This is a genomic window from Yoonia maricola, assembly GCF_002797915.1.
Classification (GTDB): domain Bacteria; phylum Pseudomonadota; class Alphaproteobacteria; order Rhodobacterales; family Rhodobacteraceae; genus Yoonia; species Yoonia maricola.
On sequence record NZ_PGTY01000002.1, the window covers coordinates 563,345 to 580,576 of the forward strand.

The following is a 17,232-nucleotide window of genomic DNA, read 5'->3' on the forward strand; positions in this document are numbered from 1 at the left end:
GAAGGTCTGTTGTGCGGACAAAGCGTGCTTTCGCTGCGGCTGCGCCAATGGCAACTTTTGGGTTCCATCGAAACAATGACACGCACTACCCCGCAGACGGGTCAGCTTGGAAAACCTGGGCTTAGATGGCCGCTCCACAACGCCCATCTGCAATCGTGTATGCTTCCAATATATATCGGCCAAACGCCCCTCCTGAAACTACGCGAACTGCGATGAAGTTCGGTTGTTCGATATCTGTCTGCTGCCGCACAAACGGAATGACGGACGGCGCATAGTGGTTGCAAAGCGCTAGCAAAAGTTCATCCACGTTGTCATCGCCAAACAAGCCTTCTGGGACTGGATCGGGTTGTATACGCATCTCAATGCCCGTGCCGTAAGACGAGTGGTTCAAGACACCGGCATCCACCAGTTGCCACCGAACATCCTGAGCGGATGCATCCGAGGCAGCCAATACCAAAATGCTTGCTAAGGCTCTGATGGATTTCACGGGAACCCCTTCTGGTTCAAGTTGTTGCAGTCACCGCATCTAATCGCATTGCGGTCATTGCAGCAAGGTGCAGCATCAAGCACTTTGGGCTCAATCCAGCCGTTCGCCCAATCAAAAAACCCCACCGCTTTGTAGCGATGGGGCAAAGGGATGCCCTTTACGGGCCACCCAACCGCGCATCCGGAGAGAGGAAGCGGTTGGGCTTATCCGGTCTGACTTAAGGCAGCAGAACGCTGTCAATCACGTGGATCACGCCGTTTGAGGCAATGATGTCCGCTGTTGTCACGGTAGCGACGTTCACTTTCACGCCATTGCTGCCGTTCACGCGCACTTCGGCGCCGTTGACCGTTACAACGTCCAGATGCTGGCCCGCCAACTGGTTAGAAGTCACCGCACCGGGCACAACGTGGTACGTCAGGATCGCAACCAGCTGATCCTTGTTTTCTGGCAGAAGCAGGCTGTCGACAGTGCCCGCTGGCAGTGCGGCAAAGGCTTCGTCAGTTGGTGCGAAGACGGTGAAGGGACCTTCGCTTTTCAGCGTATCGACAAGGTCAGCCGCAGTTACAGCGGCGACCAGCGTGTTAAAGCTGCCGTTGGAGGCGGCGATGTCGACGATATCAGGCTCGCTCTCCATCGGTGCGCATGCGGCAGCGATGGCAACGCCAGCGGCGAGGATGGATGATTTGATAGCAAAACGACGGTTCATGGGGGTGTTCCTTTCAGTCCCTGTTAACGAAGTTGTTACGGGGGCTCGACCGGATTGGTTGTCATTCTGACAATGAGTTTATGGACCGTATTAAACGCATCCAGTTGATGCATTCACACGTAGGGGGCGCCCTAACTGTCCGCGCAATGCTGGCGGAAGGCCTTTTGGAGTAAATCCAGTTCACTGCGCAGCAAAGTAATCTCGGCGCGTAGGTCGTCAGTCAGCGGCTCACCACAGATGATGGCAAAGCTGCCAATCGTGCTGCCGCAGTCGTCGTTGATAACAAAGGTCTGCACGCCATCGCTGATCAAGGCGCTGGGTATGGGGATGGCGACGCGCCAAACATCTTGCTTTGCGTCTCGCGTGCAAGTGACCTGATCCAGCGTCTGTCCCAGATGTGTTACATGCAGGTCAGGTTGCTTGCTCCCTGCGCCGACAAGATCGCCCTGCCAAACGCCTGCGGTGATTTGGGCATTTATAAACTGCATCAGGCTTGTCCTTAGATGTCCGCACGCGGATAGCGGCAGAGGGTCAGGTGGCGGATAGTAATCTGGTTCATGGCCGGTTTTTCGATCATCAGATCAACCCACATCCGCTCTGCGCGTTTTTCGTTCAGGCCGCTATAGGCCAGATCAAACTCAACCATGGTTTCGGGTTTGTCATCTGGTAAGGTCAACAAGATCTGTTCGGTATTGGGCCCGTTCTTGACGTTCAGTCGAGCATAGATCTGCGTTGGTCGCTCACGTTCAATCACCCCGGCAAGGCGAATAAGATGCCGTTTACGCAGCCCTTCACAAGATGCCTGCGGAATTTCGACCACCAGTGATAGATAGCTGCCTTCAAAATGAAAGGCCTGTAGCGTAACCCCGAAAGGGGCCAGATCCGTGGCGCGAGCATTGCGAGTTTGACGCAGGCTGACCTCCGCGCGTTTGCAGTCATGAAAGATGACAAGTTCAGATGTCATCTCCATTTTTGACAACGCGGGTGCGATGCCATGTGGCGTGACTGCTGCACGCCACAGCTGGGGCCGCCATGCCCAGTCGGTGCCGGGCGGTTGCGGGAAGGTGGTCGATCCAATCCGGGGCAGCGCAAGCCTGCTGTCCGCCGCGTGCCGGAAAGCGCCCGCGTGGCGGTGCAGCGTCTTGGCCGCTTCATTCTCGCGGGCAAGTGCGGTGAGGTCCATCTTTGGCACGTCTTTGACAGCCCTGCGCCAACGCGCAACCGCGCGGCGTTGCAGGAACCGGTCAAGCGGGCCGGGCAGGGGGATGGGCATCGCGGTCTTTTCCTTTGGTCGTGGCAGAGTGTGCCAAACAAGGACTACTTTGAAAACCGCTTAGGTTGGCCGATGGCGGATATTCACGGCGCCCAAAGCGCGCCGGATACAGCACGATCATATCCATGCGCAAACATCGCCGCCATATACCGGGACGAAAACCGGTCGCTTGGGTCATAGTGAATGCCACTGTCGGCACTTACTGAGGTCACGCGAAATCCCAATCCATGATCATGGGCCAGCAGACGGGCTGTGTTGACCGAAGATGCTGCACTGGACCGCACCATCGCGGTCATCGCCTGCTGCGAAATGCCCAAGGCGGTTTCGGCGCTTTTCTGAGGTTCAGGATCAAGGGTGTTGTTGATCAACAGGTAGGCCGCGCCACCCTGTGCGGCGTTGGAGCTGACTTCAAATGCGGCGGGGGGTGTTGCCAGAAACTGCATCTGAATGCCACCATCCACATGTGTTTCGACCATGGTTTCGCCTTCATGGTCAAAGTGGATTTTTACAGGTGAGAACAATCCGGGCAGGGCGCCTGACGCGCGGATCACGGATCGAAAAAGATCGTAGAACCCGGCTTTGGCAATCTCGCCCATGTCCCAGACAATCGCGCGGGATGTGGCAAGGTTGGCAGTTACAACGAACATGCGGCCGCCTGCCTCATGTTTGCGGGTGATCGCTTCCATCACCGGGGTAGGTGTATAGGTGGCGATCAGATCGGCAAGCGGGGCGGTATCATAAATGCCATCACTGGATACCGCGGCAAGTCCGCGGAACCGCATGATATCGTCAGCATCATGATCCAGGAACATATGTTGCAACGCCTCATCCCTGTCCGCGCCCAGAAAGGCCATCGGTGCAATCAATGCGCCCGTTGACACCCCGGTGACGATATCAAAATCCGGCCGCTGCCCCGTCTGCGACCAGCCGCACAAGGCGCCAGCTCCAAACGCACCGTCCTCACCGCCGCCTGATAACGCCAGCATTTGTGGCTTGGCTGTCAGGCGCGACAGATCCAGATGGCGCGCCCAGATATCCACATCCGCATCCGCTTGAAAACGTAGGCCCGCCAATGGATCTTCCATGGCGGATAACGCGCGCGTCGCCACGATTTCAGTGGATTGTTCGGCGCAGGCCGCGACAAAAGAGGTTGCCGTCAACCCAAGTAGAAAGCGACGCCTGCCCAAACTGGTGGCCTCGCAAAAGCTGCGCATCATCCGCAATGACCTCCTTGGTATCGCGCTGTTTGAAAGCCGTTAGTTTGAACGCCGCGGTTGTTCAGGCGCGTTGTCTTCCAAAACTTGTGCAACGATCTGTTGTGTTACAGCAGGGTTTTCGGCTTTCAGACAGTTGGCAATGGCTGCCGGATCAGGGCGTTGAGGGCGTGCGCCTTCGGCCGGGCGAGGCATGCAGGTTTCCAAAGCCGCAGTGGGGACATGGAGATCAGCTGCCAATTCATCAAGCGGTGGACCGGGGGGTGGGCCGTTTTGGGCCGTGGCTGCCATTGGCACCACAGTTGCTGCTGCAATGCACCAGATTGTCAGTTGTTTTGAGAAGAAAGTATTCATGATTGCCTCGCACATGTGTCATCCTTGTTTTCAAGGATCACGGGATATACGCGAGGCATCACGAATTCCGTCGCCGGGGCTTCAAGAAAAAATGCATTCACACTTTCGCCTATCCGGCGTTAGGTGATGTCTCGGGTGTTGCTTCTTCAATGGTTGTTGCTGCCGCCTGCACGCCTGCAAGGATCAGCTTGAGCAGTGTCGCACCAGGCCCCTCGGTCAGCGGGGCCGCGGCAAGGCCGCGCACGCCGATGGTTACCAAACGACCGTTGATATTCGTAAATGCGCGCCATTCTTCCTGTTGCAACCCGGCAAAGGGTGGTGGGCCTGCATCGGCAAAATGGACCATCACCTGACTGTTAAAAGCCTGACTGGACAGGATATCGACATCTGCGGCATCCCCGCTTTGGCTTAACAACCGCGCTCCATCCTCTGTGATCAGATAGTCCCGCAAGGCCAGTTCATCGACAGCAGCGCTGCCGCTTTCTGCCGGGCCAACCTGAACCGTTGCAAACCCGATCACACTTGGCACGCCCGCCTGCGCCCCCAAAGTGGCGCAGGGTGCGAGGATCGCAAAATCGCGTGCTGTCTGGCTGGCCACTTCATCTACGCAATAGCCCTCAGGGGTGGTTGCAACCACTGCCCCTTCGCCCAGTGCGACAGATCTTGTGGCGGGTGACGTGGCTGTATCGGTCAGGGTGCAGGCTGTGACAGACAGCACCCCGCAAAGCACGGCAATAAAACGGATCATCAGGGTCAGAGATCCATGTAGATGTGTTTTTCAGACTTCGCACCGGGATGTGTGACCGCACCAAGCCGTGCACCGCCGACCAGTTGGGCGTATTTCCACAAAGCGCCAGAGGCATAGATCGTCTCTTTCGGGCCTTTCCAGTTCGCCTTGCGTTCCGCCAGTTCTACGTCGCTCAGGTCCACTTTCAACTCACCTGTGATCGCGTTGATCGTGATCACGTCGCCGTTCTGCAACAGGCCAATCGGCCCGCCGTGTGCGGCCTCCGGCCCCACATGTCCCACGCAGAACCCGCGCGTCGCGCCCGAGAAGCGGCCATCGGTGATCAGAGCCACTTTCTTGCCCATACCTTGGCCAGACAGCGCGGCGGTCGTCGCCAACATCTCGCGCATACCCGGCCCACCAGCGGGGCCCTCATTCCGGATGACGATGACTTCGCCTTCCTCATACTGGCGCGCCTTGACCGCTTCGAACGCTTCTTCTTCGGACTCAAAGCAGCGGGCTGGACCCGTGAACGACTGTTCTTGGGTATTCATACCCGCGACCTTCACAATCGCACCCTCGGGGGCAAGGTTACCCTTCAGACCAACAACGCCACCTGTTGGTGTCAGTGGGTTTTCTATGGAATAGATAACCTTATTGTCGGCCTCGCCTTTGATCATATCCAGTTCTTCGCCTATGGTCCGGCCAGAGGCTGTCATGCAATCTTCATGGATCAGACCCGCTTTGCGCAGTTCCTTCAGCACAACAGGCACGCCGCCTGCCTCGTAAAGGTCTTTAGCCACATACTGACCACCCGGTTTCAGATCGACGAAATAGGGCGTGTCGCGGAAGATTTCACAGACATCAAAGAGGTCGAAATCAATCCCTGCCTCATGCGCAATGGCAGGCAGGTGCAAGCCCGCGTTGGTCGAGCCACCTGTACAGGCGACAACACGCGCTGCATTTTCCAGTGACTTGCGGGTCACAACATCACGCGCGCGGATGTTCTTTTCGATCAGGTTCATAACCGCCTCGCCAGAGGCGATGCCGTATTGGTCGCGGCTTTCGTAAGGCGCAGGCGCGCCGGATGAATTCAACAACGCAAGGCCGATTGCTTCAGACACACAGGCCATCGTGTTGGCGGTGAACTGACCGCCACAAGCACCAGCCGATGGGCAGGCCACGCGCTCAAGCACTTCCAGTTCCGCGTCAGACATATTGCCGGCTTGGTGCTTGCCCACGGCTTCGAACACGTCCTGAACCGTCACGTCCTTGCCATCAAGACGGCCCGGCAGGATCGAACCGCCGTAGATAAAGACGGACGGCACGTTCAGACGGACCATCGCCATCATCATGCCCGGCAGGGATTTGTCGCAGCCCGCAAGGCCGACCAGCGCATCATAGCAGTGCCCGCGCATCGTCAGTTCAACCGTGTCGGTGATCGCCTCACGCGAGGCGAGCGAGGACCGCATCCCTTCATGCCCCATCGCGATGCCGTCAGTCACCGTAATCGTGGTAAACTCGCGGGGCGTCCCGTTGGCCTTTTTCACGCCCAGCTTGACCGATTGCGCCTGACGGTTCAGGGCGATGTTACAGGGGGCTGCTTCGTTCCAGCATGTCGCGACACCCACCCAAGGCTGCTTGATCGCTTCCTCATCCAGACCCATTGCGTAAAAATAAGACCGGTGCGGCGCGCGCGCGGGCCCTTCGGTCACATGGCGGCTGGGAAGGTGTTTCTTATCAACCTGATCTTTAGGCATCTGGGGTGTCTCCTCGCGAAATCGTTAGAAACGGTCTAAATAGCGGGCCGCAGTTGCGCAAGGGCACAAAGCCTGACAACAGTTTGCGATGCGCCACAACTACGCCCCCCACGAAGACTTCATCCAACCGGCAAGGGCAGAGCCAAGTTTGCGCCACGTCTTTTCGGTCACGGTGATCTATGTGGTCGCTTTCTACCTTGCGCCGGTTTTGGTCTATCTGATGCTACCGGCGTCGCTGAACGCCGACCTTTACGAAATGACAACGCCCATGGGGTCGTTGCTGTCCTTTGCGACATTCGGCATATCGGCCTATGTCCTTGTAAAAATAGTGCAATTTTTTCACAGGCGGGGGTTTTGGTCGCTGGTTGGGCCGTACCGCCGGGCGCTGACGGATTTACGCAAAGTGGCGGTCGCCGTCGCAGGGCTGCAGTTCTTCGTCCAGATTATCCTGCCATTCGGGTCCTGGGGCGAGGTGGCTGAGGTGCGTTCCATTCCCTTATGGCTCCTGCTGGCGCCAGTCAGCCTTTTGGTTATTTTCATTCAGGTCAGCACCGAAGAACTGGTCTTTCGGGGGTATTTGCAGCAGCAGCTAGCCTGTATCTCAAGTAACCCATGGGTCTGGATGGTGCTGCCGTCCGCGCTGTTCGGGGCAGTGCACTATTGGAATGGCAATAGCCCGCCAGAGGGGACTGTCTATGCTGTCTGGGCGGGTCTCTTGGGGTTGGCCTGCGCCGATCTGACAGCGCGCACCGGGTCGCTTGGTGCAGCTATCGGGCTGCATTTTGGTGTGAACGTCGTGGCGACCATGTTTGTGGGCATTCAGGATTGGCCGTTTTCAGGGCTGGCGCTGGTGCTTCTTGCGTACTTTGATCCTGATGTGCTGAGTGCCGAGATTATTGCCGAAGGCACCACATGGGTGATCTTCAGCATGATCATGTCGGCCCTTTCGGTTCTGATCATCTGGCTGGCAGCACGCATTGCCATTCGGCGCTGATTGCATTTCGCCACACTCCGTCATATTTGAAATGTAGAACATCCCTTAAAGGCTGCGCCGATGAACTGGATCACCAACTATGTCCGCCCTACGATCAACTCGTTGTTTTCGCGCCGGGAGGTGCCGGATAATCTTTGGACCAAATGCGATAACTGCGGCACGATGCTGTTTCACCGCGAACTGGCGGATAATCTGAACGTCTGCACCAATTGCGATCACCACATGGCGATTGGGGCGCGGGACCGCCTGACATCGATCTTTGATGGCGGCGTTTTTGTCGAAGTGGAGGTGCCAGAACCGACTGTAGATCCGCTGCATTTCCGTGATCAGAAACGGTATACAGATCGGATCAAGGAGGCCCGCAAGAAAACCGGCGAAAAAGACGCGATGCTGGTGGCCGAAGGCGAGATGGGGCGCACGGGCGTAGTTGTTGCCGTGCAGGATTTTTCCTTCATGGGCGGGTCGATGTCGATGTATGTGGGCAATGCGATTGTGGCGGCGGCTGAACGGGCGATTGAACTGGGGCGCCCGCTGATCCTGTTTTCCGCCGCTGGCGGCGCGCGAATGCAAGAAGGCATTCTTGGTTTGATGCAGATGCCGCGCACCACGATTGCGGTGCAGATGCTGAAAGAGGCGGGTTTGCCTTACATCGTGGTTCTGACCCATCCCACCACCGGTGGTGTGACGGCCTCCTATGCGATGTTGGGCGATGTGCAGATCGCCGAACCCAATGCGCTCATCGGCTTTGCCGGGGCGCGGGTGATTGAACAAACGATTGGTGAAAAACTGCCCGAAGGGTTCCAGCGCGCCGAATACCTGCTGGATCACGGGATGCTGGACCGGGTGACGAAACGCACGGACCTCAAGGATGAACTGGTAACAATCGCGCGCCTCTTGATGAAACAGCCAGCCCCGGTAAAGGGCGACTTGCCCGCCCCTGAAATCCAATCCGAAGCCGCCGAGGAAATCGAAGCGGCGGAAGCAGCCGAGAAGTGACGCAAACCTCTGACGTGATCCTGGAGCGGATGATGGCCTTGCACCCCAAGGTCATTGATCTGACCTTGGACCGCGTATGGCGGCTGCTGGCGGCAGTGGGTAACCCGCAAGATCATCTGCCGCCTGTGATCCATCTGGCCGGGACCAACGGAAAGGGTTCCACCCAAGCAATGATCCGCGCGGGGCTGGAGGCGGGTGGTGCCAAAGTCCACGCTTACACATCACCGCATCTGGCCCGGTTTCACGAACGGATAAGGCTGGCCGGAGAGCTGATCACAGAAGAGGCGCTTACCGATGTGCTGGACCGCTGTTATGTTGCGAATGGCCCGGACCCGATCACCTATTTTGAGATCACGACGGTTGCGGGCCTCTTGGCTTTTGCCGAAACCCCTGCCGACTATACATTGTTGGAAGTCGGCCTTGGCGGGCGTCTCGACGCAACCAATGTGATCGCTGATCCTGCCATCACGATTATCACGCCGGTTGATCTGGACCATCAACAGTTCCTTGGCAATACGCTGAGCGCCATCGCGGGTGAGAAAGCGGGCATCATCAAACGCGGCATACCCTGCGTTGTCGGCCCGCAGCACGACGAAAGCATGGATGTGATCGAGGCAAAGGCGGCCGCGCTCGGCGCTCCGCTTCTGGCCTATGGTCAGCATTGGCATGTGAGCGTAGAGCGTGATCGATTGATCTATCAAGATGACCACGGGTTGCTTGATCTGCCTCTCCCGAACCTGCCCGGCCCGCATCAGATCATGAACGCTGGCAGTGCCATCGTGGCCCTGCGCGCGTTGGGCAAGGATGAGGCGGCTAGCGAGGCGGCGGTGACCGGTGCCTATTGGCCCGCGCGGATGGAAAAACTGACCGAAGGTGCTTTGGTCGATCTGGCCGCACCGGCCGAGCTATGGCTTGATGGCGGGCATAATCCCGCCGCCGGACAGGCCCTCGCCGATACGCTGCGCGGCCAACCGCCCAGACCAACCCATCTGATCTGCGGAATGTTGAACACCAAGGACATCAGCGGCTACCTGCGACATTTGGCGGGGGTGGCCCAGACGCTGACGGCTGTTTCAATTCCGGGTGAGACAGCAACGATCCCTGCGGATCAGACGGCGGCGGAGGCTGAGAAAGTTGGCCTGCCTGCGCAGGTGGCAGATGATGTGCAAGGCGCGATCAGGGCAATCACGGCCCAGACCCCAAATGCGCGCATCCTGATCTGCGGATCGCTCTATCTGGCGGGGCATGTGATGCGGGAGAATGAGACGTGATGAAAGCGCTGGCAGTGGCCACATGTTTGTTAGCCAATGGCGCCCATGCCGCAGATTTCTATTTCTGCTGGAAAGGGTCCAACGGCTATACGATGACCGGGCAGATGAGCATCAACCCCACGTCACTCAACAAACCTATCGTCACGCAAGACGATGTGACGCTCTTTCGGATCGCGGGCTATCAAAATGAACGTTTGTTGGGAAAATGGGATATGGCGAGCGCACGGGAGGGTGCAAGCTGGCTGCTGAACTACGACCCCGCACGCAGCGTCTTTATGACGCCGGGCGAAATGGGGCTGGGGGTCAGCCAAGCCTGGAACGCTGATGGGACAGCAATGGACTGCGGCAACCCCGGCTTTGGGTTCAATCTGGGGAATTTCGCGCAGGATTTCTGCCTCAACGGGGTGTGGGTCGAAGAAAGCGGGATGCCCCCAGAGACACCTTTTCTGGTCAGCCCGGTTCCGGTTGATCCCTTGTGTCGGGTCTATGCGCCAACGAGTTGAGTTAGGCACAGGGCAAACCAATACTATGCTGCGTCAGTTTACCGGATACACCGACGCGGCGAAACAGCCGGGCTTGGCATTGTGGATATGCGCATAGGCGATCTGATCATCCTCAAAGACCTGTGCGATGGTATCTGCGACACCGTCGCCCTGCACCACCTCGGCCGCGCACATCATATGGTCCTGATCAAAAAACCGTAGTGAGATCAGGCGAGAGCGGATAACCTCTGGCACCTCGTTCACCGCGCAGTGCGCTTGGGTTGCATTCTCGCGGATGAAAACGGCGTGACTTGCGTGATACGGGCTGTCTTCGGGCTGATGGGTGTAACTGATCAGTATGACACTCTCGCCAATCTCGGCATCTTGCATGCTGACACGACACGGCGTGCCGGGCTTTGCGGTCACGATCTGGCGGGACGCTTTTCGCGCGGCCAGTGCCGCGTCATCAAGGCCAAATAAATGCGAGAACGCATCCAATCGCAGCGGTTTGATTTGAAAGTCCATGGTTGGGTCACTCCTCTTTTTTTGCTGATGTCTGACTACAAAACCGATGCATAGCAGAGCGACCCGCTTCATGCGGTTTCAGGGGCTGGGTGCGATGTACCTGCTCGCCGTATCTAGAATCATCCTGTTTTCCACCGATTCGCGAATCAGTGTCTTGACGCCGAATCACTTCATCGCGTAGGGTCTCCCTTAACGTGAAGCGCCATAAGAAATAGGCGTGTGCGAGCAGTATTGGCAGGGCAAGTGGATGGGTCGTAATGGCCTGTCTTCTTGTTTTTCTGGCCGCCCTTATTCACGCCTTTCAAAATGCCGCACCCGCAACAATTTGCCGCCACGACTTTGTGTGATTTGCATGCCAGCCTCACGCTGAGTAGGGTGCTTTAACGGCCATGAAAGGGTAGAGTTTGACGGTTCTGAAACGTTCTTTTGCGGGGGCAATCGCGGCTTTGATGATCGCAGGCGCACAACCGGTCACGGCCGATCCTGATGCGGGTGCTTACCTGGCCGCGCGGCAAGCGGGGCTTGCCAATGACTTTGGGCAGGCGGCGCGCTTTTTCACCGAAAGCCTGATTGCCGATCCTACAAACGCCTATCTGCTGGAAAACGCGATGACGTCTTATATTGCGCAGGGTGATATCGCGCAGGCCATCCCGGTGGCGCAGACAATCGTGGGTCAGGGCAATGATAGCCAGATTGCCTATCTGACCTTGATGATTGCGGATGCGAAATCCGGCAACTGGGCCGCGATGCTGGATGGATTAGAGGCAGGGCGTAATGTCGGCCCGCTGGTTGATAGCCTTGCCGTCGGGTGGGCGTATTTGGGACAGGGCGATATCGGGCAGGCGATTGCCAGCTTTGATAAGGTGATCGCGACCGAAGGGATGATGGTTTACGGGCTGACGCATAAGGCCTATGCGCTCGCTTCTGCTGGTGATTTTGAAGGCGCCGAGGCGATTTTTTCAGGCGATGTGCCCGGCGGAATGCGCTACAGCCGCCAAAGTGCGATTGCGCACGCACAAATCCTAAGCCAGCTTGGCCGCAACACCGATGCGCTGGGCATCGTGGATGCCGTCTTTGGTGAACAGTCCGATCCAAGCATCGCACAACTGCGCGCGCAGCTGCGTGCGGATGAGGCCGTGGCCTACAGTGCTGTGCGCACCCCTGAACAAGGATTGGCCGATCTGTTTCATGTGATTGCGGGTATGGTGCAGGACGATGCGCCAGAGCAGTTCACGCTCATGTATACCCGTGCTGCCACTTATCTGTGGCCAGAAAACACGCCGTTGGTTCTGATGAACGCAGGCCTGCTGGAGGAACTCGAACAATATGATCTGGCGAATGCGGCGTATGCCACCGTCGCCCGCGATGATCCGTCATTTCACGTCGCAGAACTGGGCCGCGCCGAGGTGCTGCGCAGCGCCGGGCGCAATGGTGCCGCGATTGAGGTGCTGGAGGCACTGACCCGCAGCCACCCTGATCTCCCCGAAGTCTATGCCACCAAAGGCGACACCCTGCGTCAGGCGGAACGCTATAAGGACGCAATCACAGCCTATTCGCGGGCACTGACGCTTTATGATGATGGGAATAGCGCACGTTGGTTTGTTCATTTCACCCGCGGCATTGCGCATCATAAGGTTGATGACTGGCCGGGGGCCGAGGCCGATTTCCGCGCGGCCCTTGCCCTGCGCCCTGATCACCCGCAGGTGCTGAACTATCTGGGCTATTCCTTGGTGGAACGCGGCGAAAAGCTGGATGAAGCGCTTGGCATGATCGAAACAGCTGCCGCTGAACGGCCTGATAACGGAGCCATCGTGGATAGCCTTGGCTGGGTCTATTTCCAATTTGGCCGGTATGAAGAAGCTGTCGAACATCTTGAGCGCGCAGCCTCGCTTGAGCCGGTCGATCCGGTGATCAACGATCATCTGGGTGATGCGCTCTGGGCCGTTGGCCGCGAAATCGAAGCGCGCTTTCAGTGGGAGCGCGCGCTGTCTTTCGATCCTGTCGAGGAAGAAGCGCTCCGTATCCGTGACAAGTTGCAGCGTGGGTTAGATCTGGTTTTGGTCGATGAGGGGCGCGCGCCCATTCGGATCGCCAGTGGCGACGATTAAGGCCAACGCACCCGCAAAGGTCAATTTGACCTTGCATGTGACCGGTCAACGCGATGATGGGTATCATTTGCTCGACAGTCTGGTCGTCTTTGCAGATGTGGCCGATCAGATCAGCGCCAGCATTGCCCCCGATTTACGGATGACGGCCAGTGGTCCGTTCTCTACCGGCGTTCCCACGGACCACACTAACCTCATCATGCGCGCAGCCGAGGCTTTGCGCACCGTACGTGGTGTGACCAAGGGTGTAGCACTGACGCTTGAAAAACATCTCCCCCATTCCGCAGGCATTGGCAGCGGATCTTCGGACGCAGCGGCCACGCTGGCCATGCTGGCTGAACTGTGGCAGGTCGCCCCACTGCCCGCCACCGCCCCCGAAGTGGTTGCCTTGGGCGCAGATGTCCCCGTTTGCGTGGGCGCACCGCGCCCTGTGCGGATGTCGGGGATCGGTGATATGCTGTCGCCTGTCGTCACGCTGCCCGATTGTGCCTTGGTCTTGGTACGTCCTCCGGTCGATGTACCGACAGCGTCCGTGTTTCAGGGGCTTGTGTCCAAGAACGGCAGCCCGATGTCAGAATTGCCAGAGGGTCTGGACTATGACGGGTTTGTGCATTGGCTGCGGGCACAGCGCAACGACCTGCAAACGCCAGCCGAAGCGATAGCGCCTGAAATCACCGAAGCGATTGCAAAGCTGAAGTCGCTGCCAGCGGTATCGGTTGCCGGAATGTCGGGGTCAGGGGCTGCGTGCTTTGCCTTGGTCAAGGACATGGCGACAGCGCGCCATGTGGCGCGCATCGTGCAGGTGGCCAAAATGGATTGGTGGGTTGCTCCGGCGGCACTGCTTTAGGGCCTGTGCATGAACGGGAATGCCCACGGCCCCTAATCCGCGTCGCCTGATCCGTCCATCCGCTTCCATAGCAAGCTGAGCAGCGTCTCACCCGCCAGTGGGTTCACACAATCCGAGATCAGAACAGGCGCACCAAATGGTACTGGTGCGGGCAGTGGCAGGCTGGCCCGCTCTTGCCTGATCACCCGTGGGATATTGCTGAAGTCGGTCATATCAGTCATGACGCAAGTTTAGCGAAAGAACCCGCAGCGGGCAAATCTGGGACGAAGAGAAGGCGCGAGACGGCGGGTATCAGATCAACATGATTAAGTGTTCAGCTTTGCTACGACGCGGCGCGCAATAGGTCTGCCACCTCTGCCATCGACCAGACTTTGATCGCCCCCGTCCCATCCAGTCGCGCCGGATCACCGTCTGCAACATAGCCAAAGCAGCGCACCCCCGCTGCTTGCGCCGCGCGACACCCTGACGGCATATCGTCAATCATGACGGTTTGCGCAGGCATTACCCCGGCATCCGCCATAATCTGATAAAGCATATCCGGCTTCGGTTTCGGCGCATATTGGTGGCCTGAATAGATGCGTCCTTCAAATCGCTGCCAGAGACCGGAGGGGCGCAGGGTAATCTCCATCTTCTGCATTGGCCCGTTAGACGCGATGGCGATGGCAATACCCTTTGCCATGAGTTGATCAATCAGGTCTTCTACTCCTGCGATCACCGCAACACCTTGGCGCAACGCATCAAAGACCACGCTGTAAATCTCATCAAGCCAGCCTTCGGGTAACTTCGCCCCGCGCTTTGTAGCCTCAACTCCGACCGACGCCATCGTACCACCCGAAAACAGCGTGACAATCTCATCCTCCGCAATTGTCAGCCCGTATTGCTCCAGAAAGTCCGCGATAATCCGGTTCGTGACCGCCTCGGTATCGACCAGCATGCCGTCGCAATCAAAGATGACCAGTTCAAGCGTCATGGCGCAAAAAGCTGACCCAAGTATCGCCGTAACGGCGCTGATCGAGGCTGGTGAAACCCGGTGGGGCGATTTGGGCGCGGCTTTCTTCCCAGACAATCAGGGCCTCGGGTGCGATCCACCCCGCCGCTAGCGCCGCAGTCAGAGTCTTGCCACCTAATTCCTGTCCATAGGGCGGGTCAAGAAACACCAATTGACAGGGCGTGCCTTGCGGCAGCTTCGCCGCGTCAACGCTTAACAGCGTTACATCACCAGCCCGGCGCAGCTTGGCGATGTTGTCGCGGATCAGCTTTTGCGCGACACGCCCGCTATCGACAAAAGTCACATGGGCCGCTCCGCGCGACAGCGCCTCTAACCCCAACGCACCGGTGCCTGCAAACAGGTCCAGCACCCGTGCGCCATTGATCGGATCGCCAAAGCGCCCGCCTTGCAGCACATTGAACAGGCTTTCGCGCACCCGGTCGGTCGTGGGGCGCAGATGCGCGCCCGCATCGCCTTTGCCGACCACCGCCAGCGCCGTACCGCGATGGGTGCCGCCAATGATCCTCACGGCTTGAGTAGCGCCTTCATGTCAGTTGCCGGATCGGTGATCAGTGCCGGATCAGGGCTTCGCCCCGCCTCGATCAGGCGTTTGCCGATCATATAGTTGCGCGGGTCGTTCATCGCATCGACGGCCAACAGTGTCGCGCCGTCATAATACCAGTTTGACTGCACACCGGGCGCATCGCCATGGCGGACATACACATCCGTATAACCGATATTCAGCCCGGCAATCTGCAACTTGCAGTCATATTGATCTGACCAAAACCACGGTTTGGGCACATAGGGCTGATCGCCACCAGCGATGTTCACTGCAACTGTTTCGGCCTGATCAATGGCGTTGCCCACACTTTCCAACCGGATCGTCTCTCCTTGGAATAGGCAAGAGGCACAATCGCCCGCAGCCCAGATATGTGGGTCAGAGGTGCGACCATGGGCGTCGGTCGTGATACCATTGCCCACATCAATCCCTGCGCTTTCTGCAAGGATCGTCGCGGGGCTGATGCCAACGCCAACAACGGCGAAATCAATCGCAAGCTCTGTGCCGTCCGTCAAAACGGCACCGGATACATGGCCGTCACCCACCAGATGATCGAGGCCAACGCCTTCACGAATGTCAACGCCATGCGCGCTGTGCAACGCGCGGAAATAGTCGGATGTCTGAGGTGCTGCCACCCGCTGCAAAATGCGATCCGCCATCTCTACCAGCGTCACCTGCAATCCTAGCTTGGACGCGACCGCCGCCGCCTCCAGCCCGATATAGCCGCCACCGATAATCAAAACACGCCTGCCTGCCGTAAATGCCGGGGCCATCGCGTCGGCGTCACTCAGATCGCGTACCGCATAGACACCATCCAGCATTCCGCCGATCGTGGCAGGCAGCATGCGCGGATGTGCGCCGACTGTCAGGGCCAGCTCATCATAGTGCAGTTCGTCACCATCACTCAGCATGATCGTCTTTGCGGCGCGATCAATGCCAGTGACACGGGTGTCCAAGCGTAGGTTGATATCCTGATCAGCATAGAAATCAGCTGGTCGCAGATAAAGCCGTTCCTCGGCCATTTCCCCAAGCAAATAAGCCTTTGACAGGGGGGGACGCTGATAGGGTGGTACTTTTTCGGCACCAATCAAGGTGATGTCACCCTCAAACCCGATGCTACGCAATTTCGCAACAAGCGATGCGCCGGCCTGGCCTGCGCCGACGACGACGACATGGGTCATGTTGTTTTTACCTTCTTGTCTCACTGGTGCTTGTTAGCGCAAACTCTATATGTGAAGCGACGAAAGTTACAATTACCAACAGGGGCTAAAAAATGACAATCAAGACGGGCGATGCGCTACCCAATGCAACATTGCTGCACATGGGCGAAGAGGGGCCAGAACAAGTCGTTCTGTCTGACAAACTGGACGGCCGCAAAGTTGTTATCTTCGGACTGCCCGGCGCCTATACAGGCGTCTGCTCTACCGCACATGTGCCCAGCTTCATGATCACCTTTGATGACTTCAAAGCCAAAGGCGTGGATGAGATTATCTGTATCTCCGTCAATGATCCTTTTGTGATGCAAGCCTGGGGCGAAAAAACCCGCGCGACAGAAACCGGGATCACAATGCTCGCCGATGCCGAAAGCGCGTTCACCACAGCCATTGGCATGAATTTCAGCGCACCACCGGTTGGTTTCGTCAACAGGTCCAAACGATACTCTATGCTGGTCGACAACGGCGTCGTTTCGATCCTGAACGAAGAACTCAGCCCGGGCGAATGCGAAATTTCAGCTGGCGAGACACTGTTGGCAGCAATGGATTTTCAGGAAAAAGCGCTGGATTAGATTATAGGGGCTATGCTGGTTGGGGATGGCTCTATGGCATTTGTACGCAGATACGAATGTCGGGTTTGCGCCCTAAAGTGATGAATGCTGCACATGTCATGAATGTTCGTCTTTACGACTGACAGACTGTGCGGCCCCGCCAAAAGAAGGCCGAGATC

At 57.8% G+C, this 17,232-nt stretch carries 20 protein-coding genes; 7 read left to right on the plus strand and 13 right to left on the minus strand.

Going from position 1 to position 17,232, the window contains the following annotated elements; translation table 11 throughout:
- Positions 1-121: 121 nt before the first annotated feature.
- The 8 genes from BC777_RS12955 to ilvD form a co-directional block, all read right to left on the minus strand.
- A complete protein-coding gene (locus tag BC777_RS12955) occupies positions 122-487 on the minus strand; it encodes a hypothetical protein (RefSeq protein ID WP_100368584.1) in 366 nt (121 codons plus the stop codon).
- A 217-nt stretch (positions 488-704) separates the two neighbouring features.
- A complete protein-coding gene (locus BC777_RS12960) occupies positions 705-1,193 on the minus strand; it encodes a fasciclin domain-containing protein (protein WP_100368585.1) in 489 nt (162 codons plus the stop codon).
- Between the two features lie 131 nt (positions 1,194-1,324).
- Positions 1,325-1,681, minus strand: coding sequence for a hypothetical protein (locus tag BC777_RS12965; RefSeq protein ID WP_100368586.1), 357 nt, complete (start codon positions 1,679-1,681; stop codon positions 1,325-1,327).
- An 11-nt stretch (positions 1,682-1,692) separates the two neighbouring features.
- The gene (locus tag BC777_RS12970; RefSeq protein ID WP_100368587.1) at positions 1,693-2,466 is read right to left on the minus strand and encodes a DUF6478 family protein; all 774 of its coding nucleotides are present in this window, start codon (positions 2,464-2,466) and stop codon (positions 1,693-1,695) included.
- A gap of 83 nt (positions 2,467-2,549) precedes the next feature.
- The gene (locus BC777_RS12975) at positions 2,550-3,683 is read right to left on the minus strand and encodes a patatin-like phospholipase family protein (protein WP_100368588.1); all 1,134 of its coding nucleotides are present in this window, start codon (positions 3,681-3,683) and stop codon (positions 2,550-2,552) included.
- 39 nt (positions 3,684-3,722) lie between these two features.
- The gene (locus BC777_RS12980) at positions 3,723-4,049 is read right to left on the minus strand and encodes a hypothetical protein (RefSeq protein WP_100368589.1); all 327 of its coding nucleotides are present in this window, start codon (positions 4,047-4,049) and stop codon (positions 3,723-3,725) included.
- A gap of 94 nt (positions 4,050-4,143) precedes the next feature.
- Positions 4,144-4,782 carry a dihydroxy-acid dehydratase gene (locus BC777_RS12985; RefSeq protein ID WP_100368590.1) on the minus strand — a complete coding sequence of 213 codons (639 nt, stop codon included), beginning with the start codon at positions 4,780-4,782 and terminating at the stop codon, positions 4,144-4,146.
- Positions 4,783-4,787: 5 nt separating this feature from the next.
- Positions 4,788-6,521, minus strand: a complete 1,734-nt coding sequence (ilvD, locus tag BC777_RS12990; RefSeq protein WP_100368591.1) for a dihydroxy-acid dehydratase — start codon at positions 6,519-6,521, stop codon at positions 4,788-4,790.
- Between the two features lie 88 nt (positions 6,522-6,609).
- On the opposite strand from ilvD, the gene BC777_RS12995 reads away from it, so the two are divergent.
- Genes BC777_RS12995 through BC777_RS13010 form a run of 4 tightly spaced genes read left to right on the plus strand, consistent with a single transcriptional unit; the run spans position 6,610 to position 10,285 of the window.
- A complete protein-coding gene (locus BC777_RS12995; RefSeq protein WP_100368592.1) occupies positions 6,610-7,515 on the plus strand; it encodes a CPBP family intramembrane glutamic endopeptidase in 906 nt (301 codons plus the stop codon).
- Positions 7,516-7,575: 60 nt separating this feature from the next.
- Entirely contained in the window at positions 7,576-8,511 is a 936-nt protein-coding gene (gene accD, locus BC777_RS13000) for an acetyl-CoA carboxylase, carboxyltransferase subunit beta (protein ID WP_100368593.1), read from the plus strand.
- A gap of 29 nt (positions 8,512-8,540) precedes the next feature.
- On the plus strand, positions 8,541-9,782 hold the full coding sequence (locus BC777_RS13005; protein ID WP_100368851.1) for a bifunctional folylpolyglutamate synthase/dihydrofolate synthase: 1,242 nt from the start codon (positions 8,541-8,543) through the stop codon (positions 9,780-9,782).
- Positions 9,782-10,285, plus strand: coding sequence for a hypothetical protein (locus BC777_RS13010; RefSeq protein WP_100368594.1), 504 nt, complete (start codon positions 9,782-9,784; stop codon positions 10,283-10,285). Before BC777_RS13005 ends, BC777_RS13010 begins: the two co-directional genes overlap by 1 nt.
- A 33-nt stretch (positions 10,286-10,318) precedes the next feature.
- Here BC777_RS13010 and BC777_RS13015 read toward each other — a convergent pair whose 3' ends face one another.
- Positions 10,319-10,789: a DUF1203 domain-containing protein gene (locus BC777_RS13015; protein WP_100368595.1), complete on the minus strand. Its 471-nt coding sequence runs from the start codon at positions 10,787-10,789 to the stop codon at positions 10,319-10,321.
- 404 nt (positions 10,790-11,193) lie between these two features.
- On the opposite strand from BC777_RS13015, the gene BC777_RS13020 reads away from it, so the two are divergent.
- Entirely contained in the window at positions 11,194-12,897 is a 1,704-nt protein-coding gene (locus BC777_RS13020) for a tetratricopeptide repeat protein (protein ID WP_245834353.1), read from the plus strand.
- Positions 12,884-13,741, plus strand: a complete 858-nt coding sequence (locus BC777_RS13025; RefSeq protein ID WP_100368596.1) for a 4-(cytidine 5'-diphospho)-2-C-methyl-D-erythritol kinase — start codon at positions 12,884-12,886, stop codon at positions 13,739-13,741. Before BC777_RS13020 ends, BC777_RS13025 begins: the two co-directional genes overlap by 14 nt.
- 32 nt (positions 13,742-13,773) lie before the next feature.
- Here the strand turns inward: BC777_RS13025 and BC777_RS13030 are convergent, their stop codons facing one another.
- The 4 genes from BC777_RS13030 to BC777_RS13045 all read right to left on the minus strand — a co-directional run bounded on the left by BC777_RS13030 (position 13,774) and on the right by BC777_RS13045 (position 16,469).
- On the minus strand, positions 13,774-13,962 hold the full coding sequence (locus BC777_RS13030) for a hypothetical protein (protein WP_133122560.1): 189 nt from the start codon (positions 13,960-13,962) through the stop codon (positions 13,774-13,776).
- 101 nt (positions 13,963-14,063) lie between these two features.
- Entirely contained in the window at positions 14,064-14,711 is a 648-nt protein-coding gene (locus tag BC777_RS13035; RefSeq protein WP_100368598.1) for an HAD family hydrolase, read from the minus strand.
- On the minus strand, positions 14,701-15,258 hold the full coding sequence (rsmD, locus tag BC777_RS13040) for a 16S rRNA (guanine(966)-N(2))-methyltransferase RsmD (protein WP_100368599.1): 558 nt from the start codon (positions 15,256-15,258) through the stop codon (positions 14,701-14,703). The genes BC777_RS13035 and rsmD overlap by 11 nt, the downstream gene beginning before the upstream one ends.
- Positions 15,255-16,469: an NAD(P)/FAD-dependent oxidoreductase gene (locus BC777_RS13045; protein WP_100368600.1), complete on the minus strand. Its 1,215-nt coding sequence runs from the start codon at positions 16,467-16,469 to the stop codon at positions 15,255-15,257. Before BC777_RS13045 ends, rsmD begins: the two co-directional genes overlap by 4 nt.
- Positions 16,470-16,561: 92 nt before the next feature.
- Between BC777_RS13045 and BC777_RS13050 the strand changes: the two genes are divergently transcribed.
- Positions 16,562-17,074, plus strand: a complete 513-nt coding sequence (locus tag BC777_RS13050) for a peroxiredoxin (protein ID WP_100368601.1) — start codon at positions 16,562-16,564, stop codon at positions 17,072-17,074.
- The last annotated feature ends 158 nt before the right edge of the window (positions 17,075-17,232 follow it).

Excerpts from the sequence above, each read along its gene's own strand:
- BC777_RS12960 (WP_100368585.1), bottom strand. The coding sequence starts at position 1,193 with ATGAACCGTCGTTTTGCTATCAAATCATCCATCCTCGCCGCTGGCGTT.
- BC777_RS12965 (WP_100368586.1), bottom strand. The coding sequence starts at position 1,681 with ATGCAGTTTATAAATGCCCAAATCACCGCAGGCGTTTGGCAGGGCGAT.
- BC777_RS12970 (WP_100368587.1), bottom strand. The coding sequence starts at position 2,466 with ATGCCCATCCCCCTGCCCGGCCCGCTTGACCGGTTCCTGCAACGCCGC.
- BC777_RS12975 (WP_100368588.1), bottom strand. The coding sequence starts at position 3,683 with ATGATGCGCAGCTTTTGCGAGGCCACCAGTTTGGGCAGGCGTCGCTTT.
- BC777_RS12980 (WP_100368589.1), bottom strand. The coding sequence starts at position 4,049 with ATGTGCGAGGCAATCATGAATACTTTCTTCTCAAAACAACTGACAATC.
- BC777_RS12985 (WP_100368590.1), bottom strand. The coding sequence starts at position 4,782 with ATGATCCGTTTTATTGCCGTGCTTTGCGGGGTGCTGTCTGTCACAGCC.
- ilvD (WP_100368591.1), bottom strand. The coding sequence starts at position 6,521 with ATGCCTAAAGATCAGGTTGATAAGAAACACCTTCCCAGCCGCCATGTG.
- BC777_RS12995 (WP_100368592.1), top strand. The coding sequence starts at position 6,610 with ATGCGCCACAACTACGCCCCCCACGAAGACTTCATCCAACCGGCAAGG.
- accD (WP_100368593.1), top strand. The coding sequence starts at position 7,576 with ATGAACTGGATCACCAACTATGTCCGCCCTACGATCAACTCGTTGTTT.
- BC777_RS13005 (WP_100368851.1), top strand. The coding sequence starts at position 8,541 with ATGATGGCCTTGCACCCCAAGGTCATTGATCTGACCTTGGACCGCGTA.
- BC777_RS13010 (WP_100368594.1), top strand. The coding sequence starts at position 9,782 with ATGAAAGCGCTGGCAGTGGCCACATGTTTGTTAGCCAATGGCGCCCAT.
- BC777_RS13015 (WP_100368595.1), bottom strand. The coding sequence starts at position 10,789 with ATGGACTTTCAAATCAAACCGCTGCGATTGGATGCGTTCTCGCATTTA.
- BC777_RS13030 (WP_133122560.1), bottom strand. The coding sequence starts at position 13,962 with ATGACTGATATGACCGACTTCAGCAATATCCCACGGGTGATCAGGCAA.
- BC777_RS13035 (WP_100368598.1), bottom strand. The coding sequence starts at position 14,711 with ATGACGCTTGAACTGGTCATCTTTGATTGCGACGGCATGCTGGTCGAT.
- BC777_RS13045 (WP_100368600.1), bottom strand. The coding sequence starts at position 16,469 with ATGACCCATGTCGTCGTCGTCGGCGCAGGCCAGGCCGGCGCATCGCTT.
- BC777_RS13050 (WP_100368601.1), top strand. The coding sequence starts at position 16,562 with ATGACAATCAAGACGGGCGATGCGCTACCCAATGCAACATTGCTGCAC.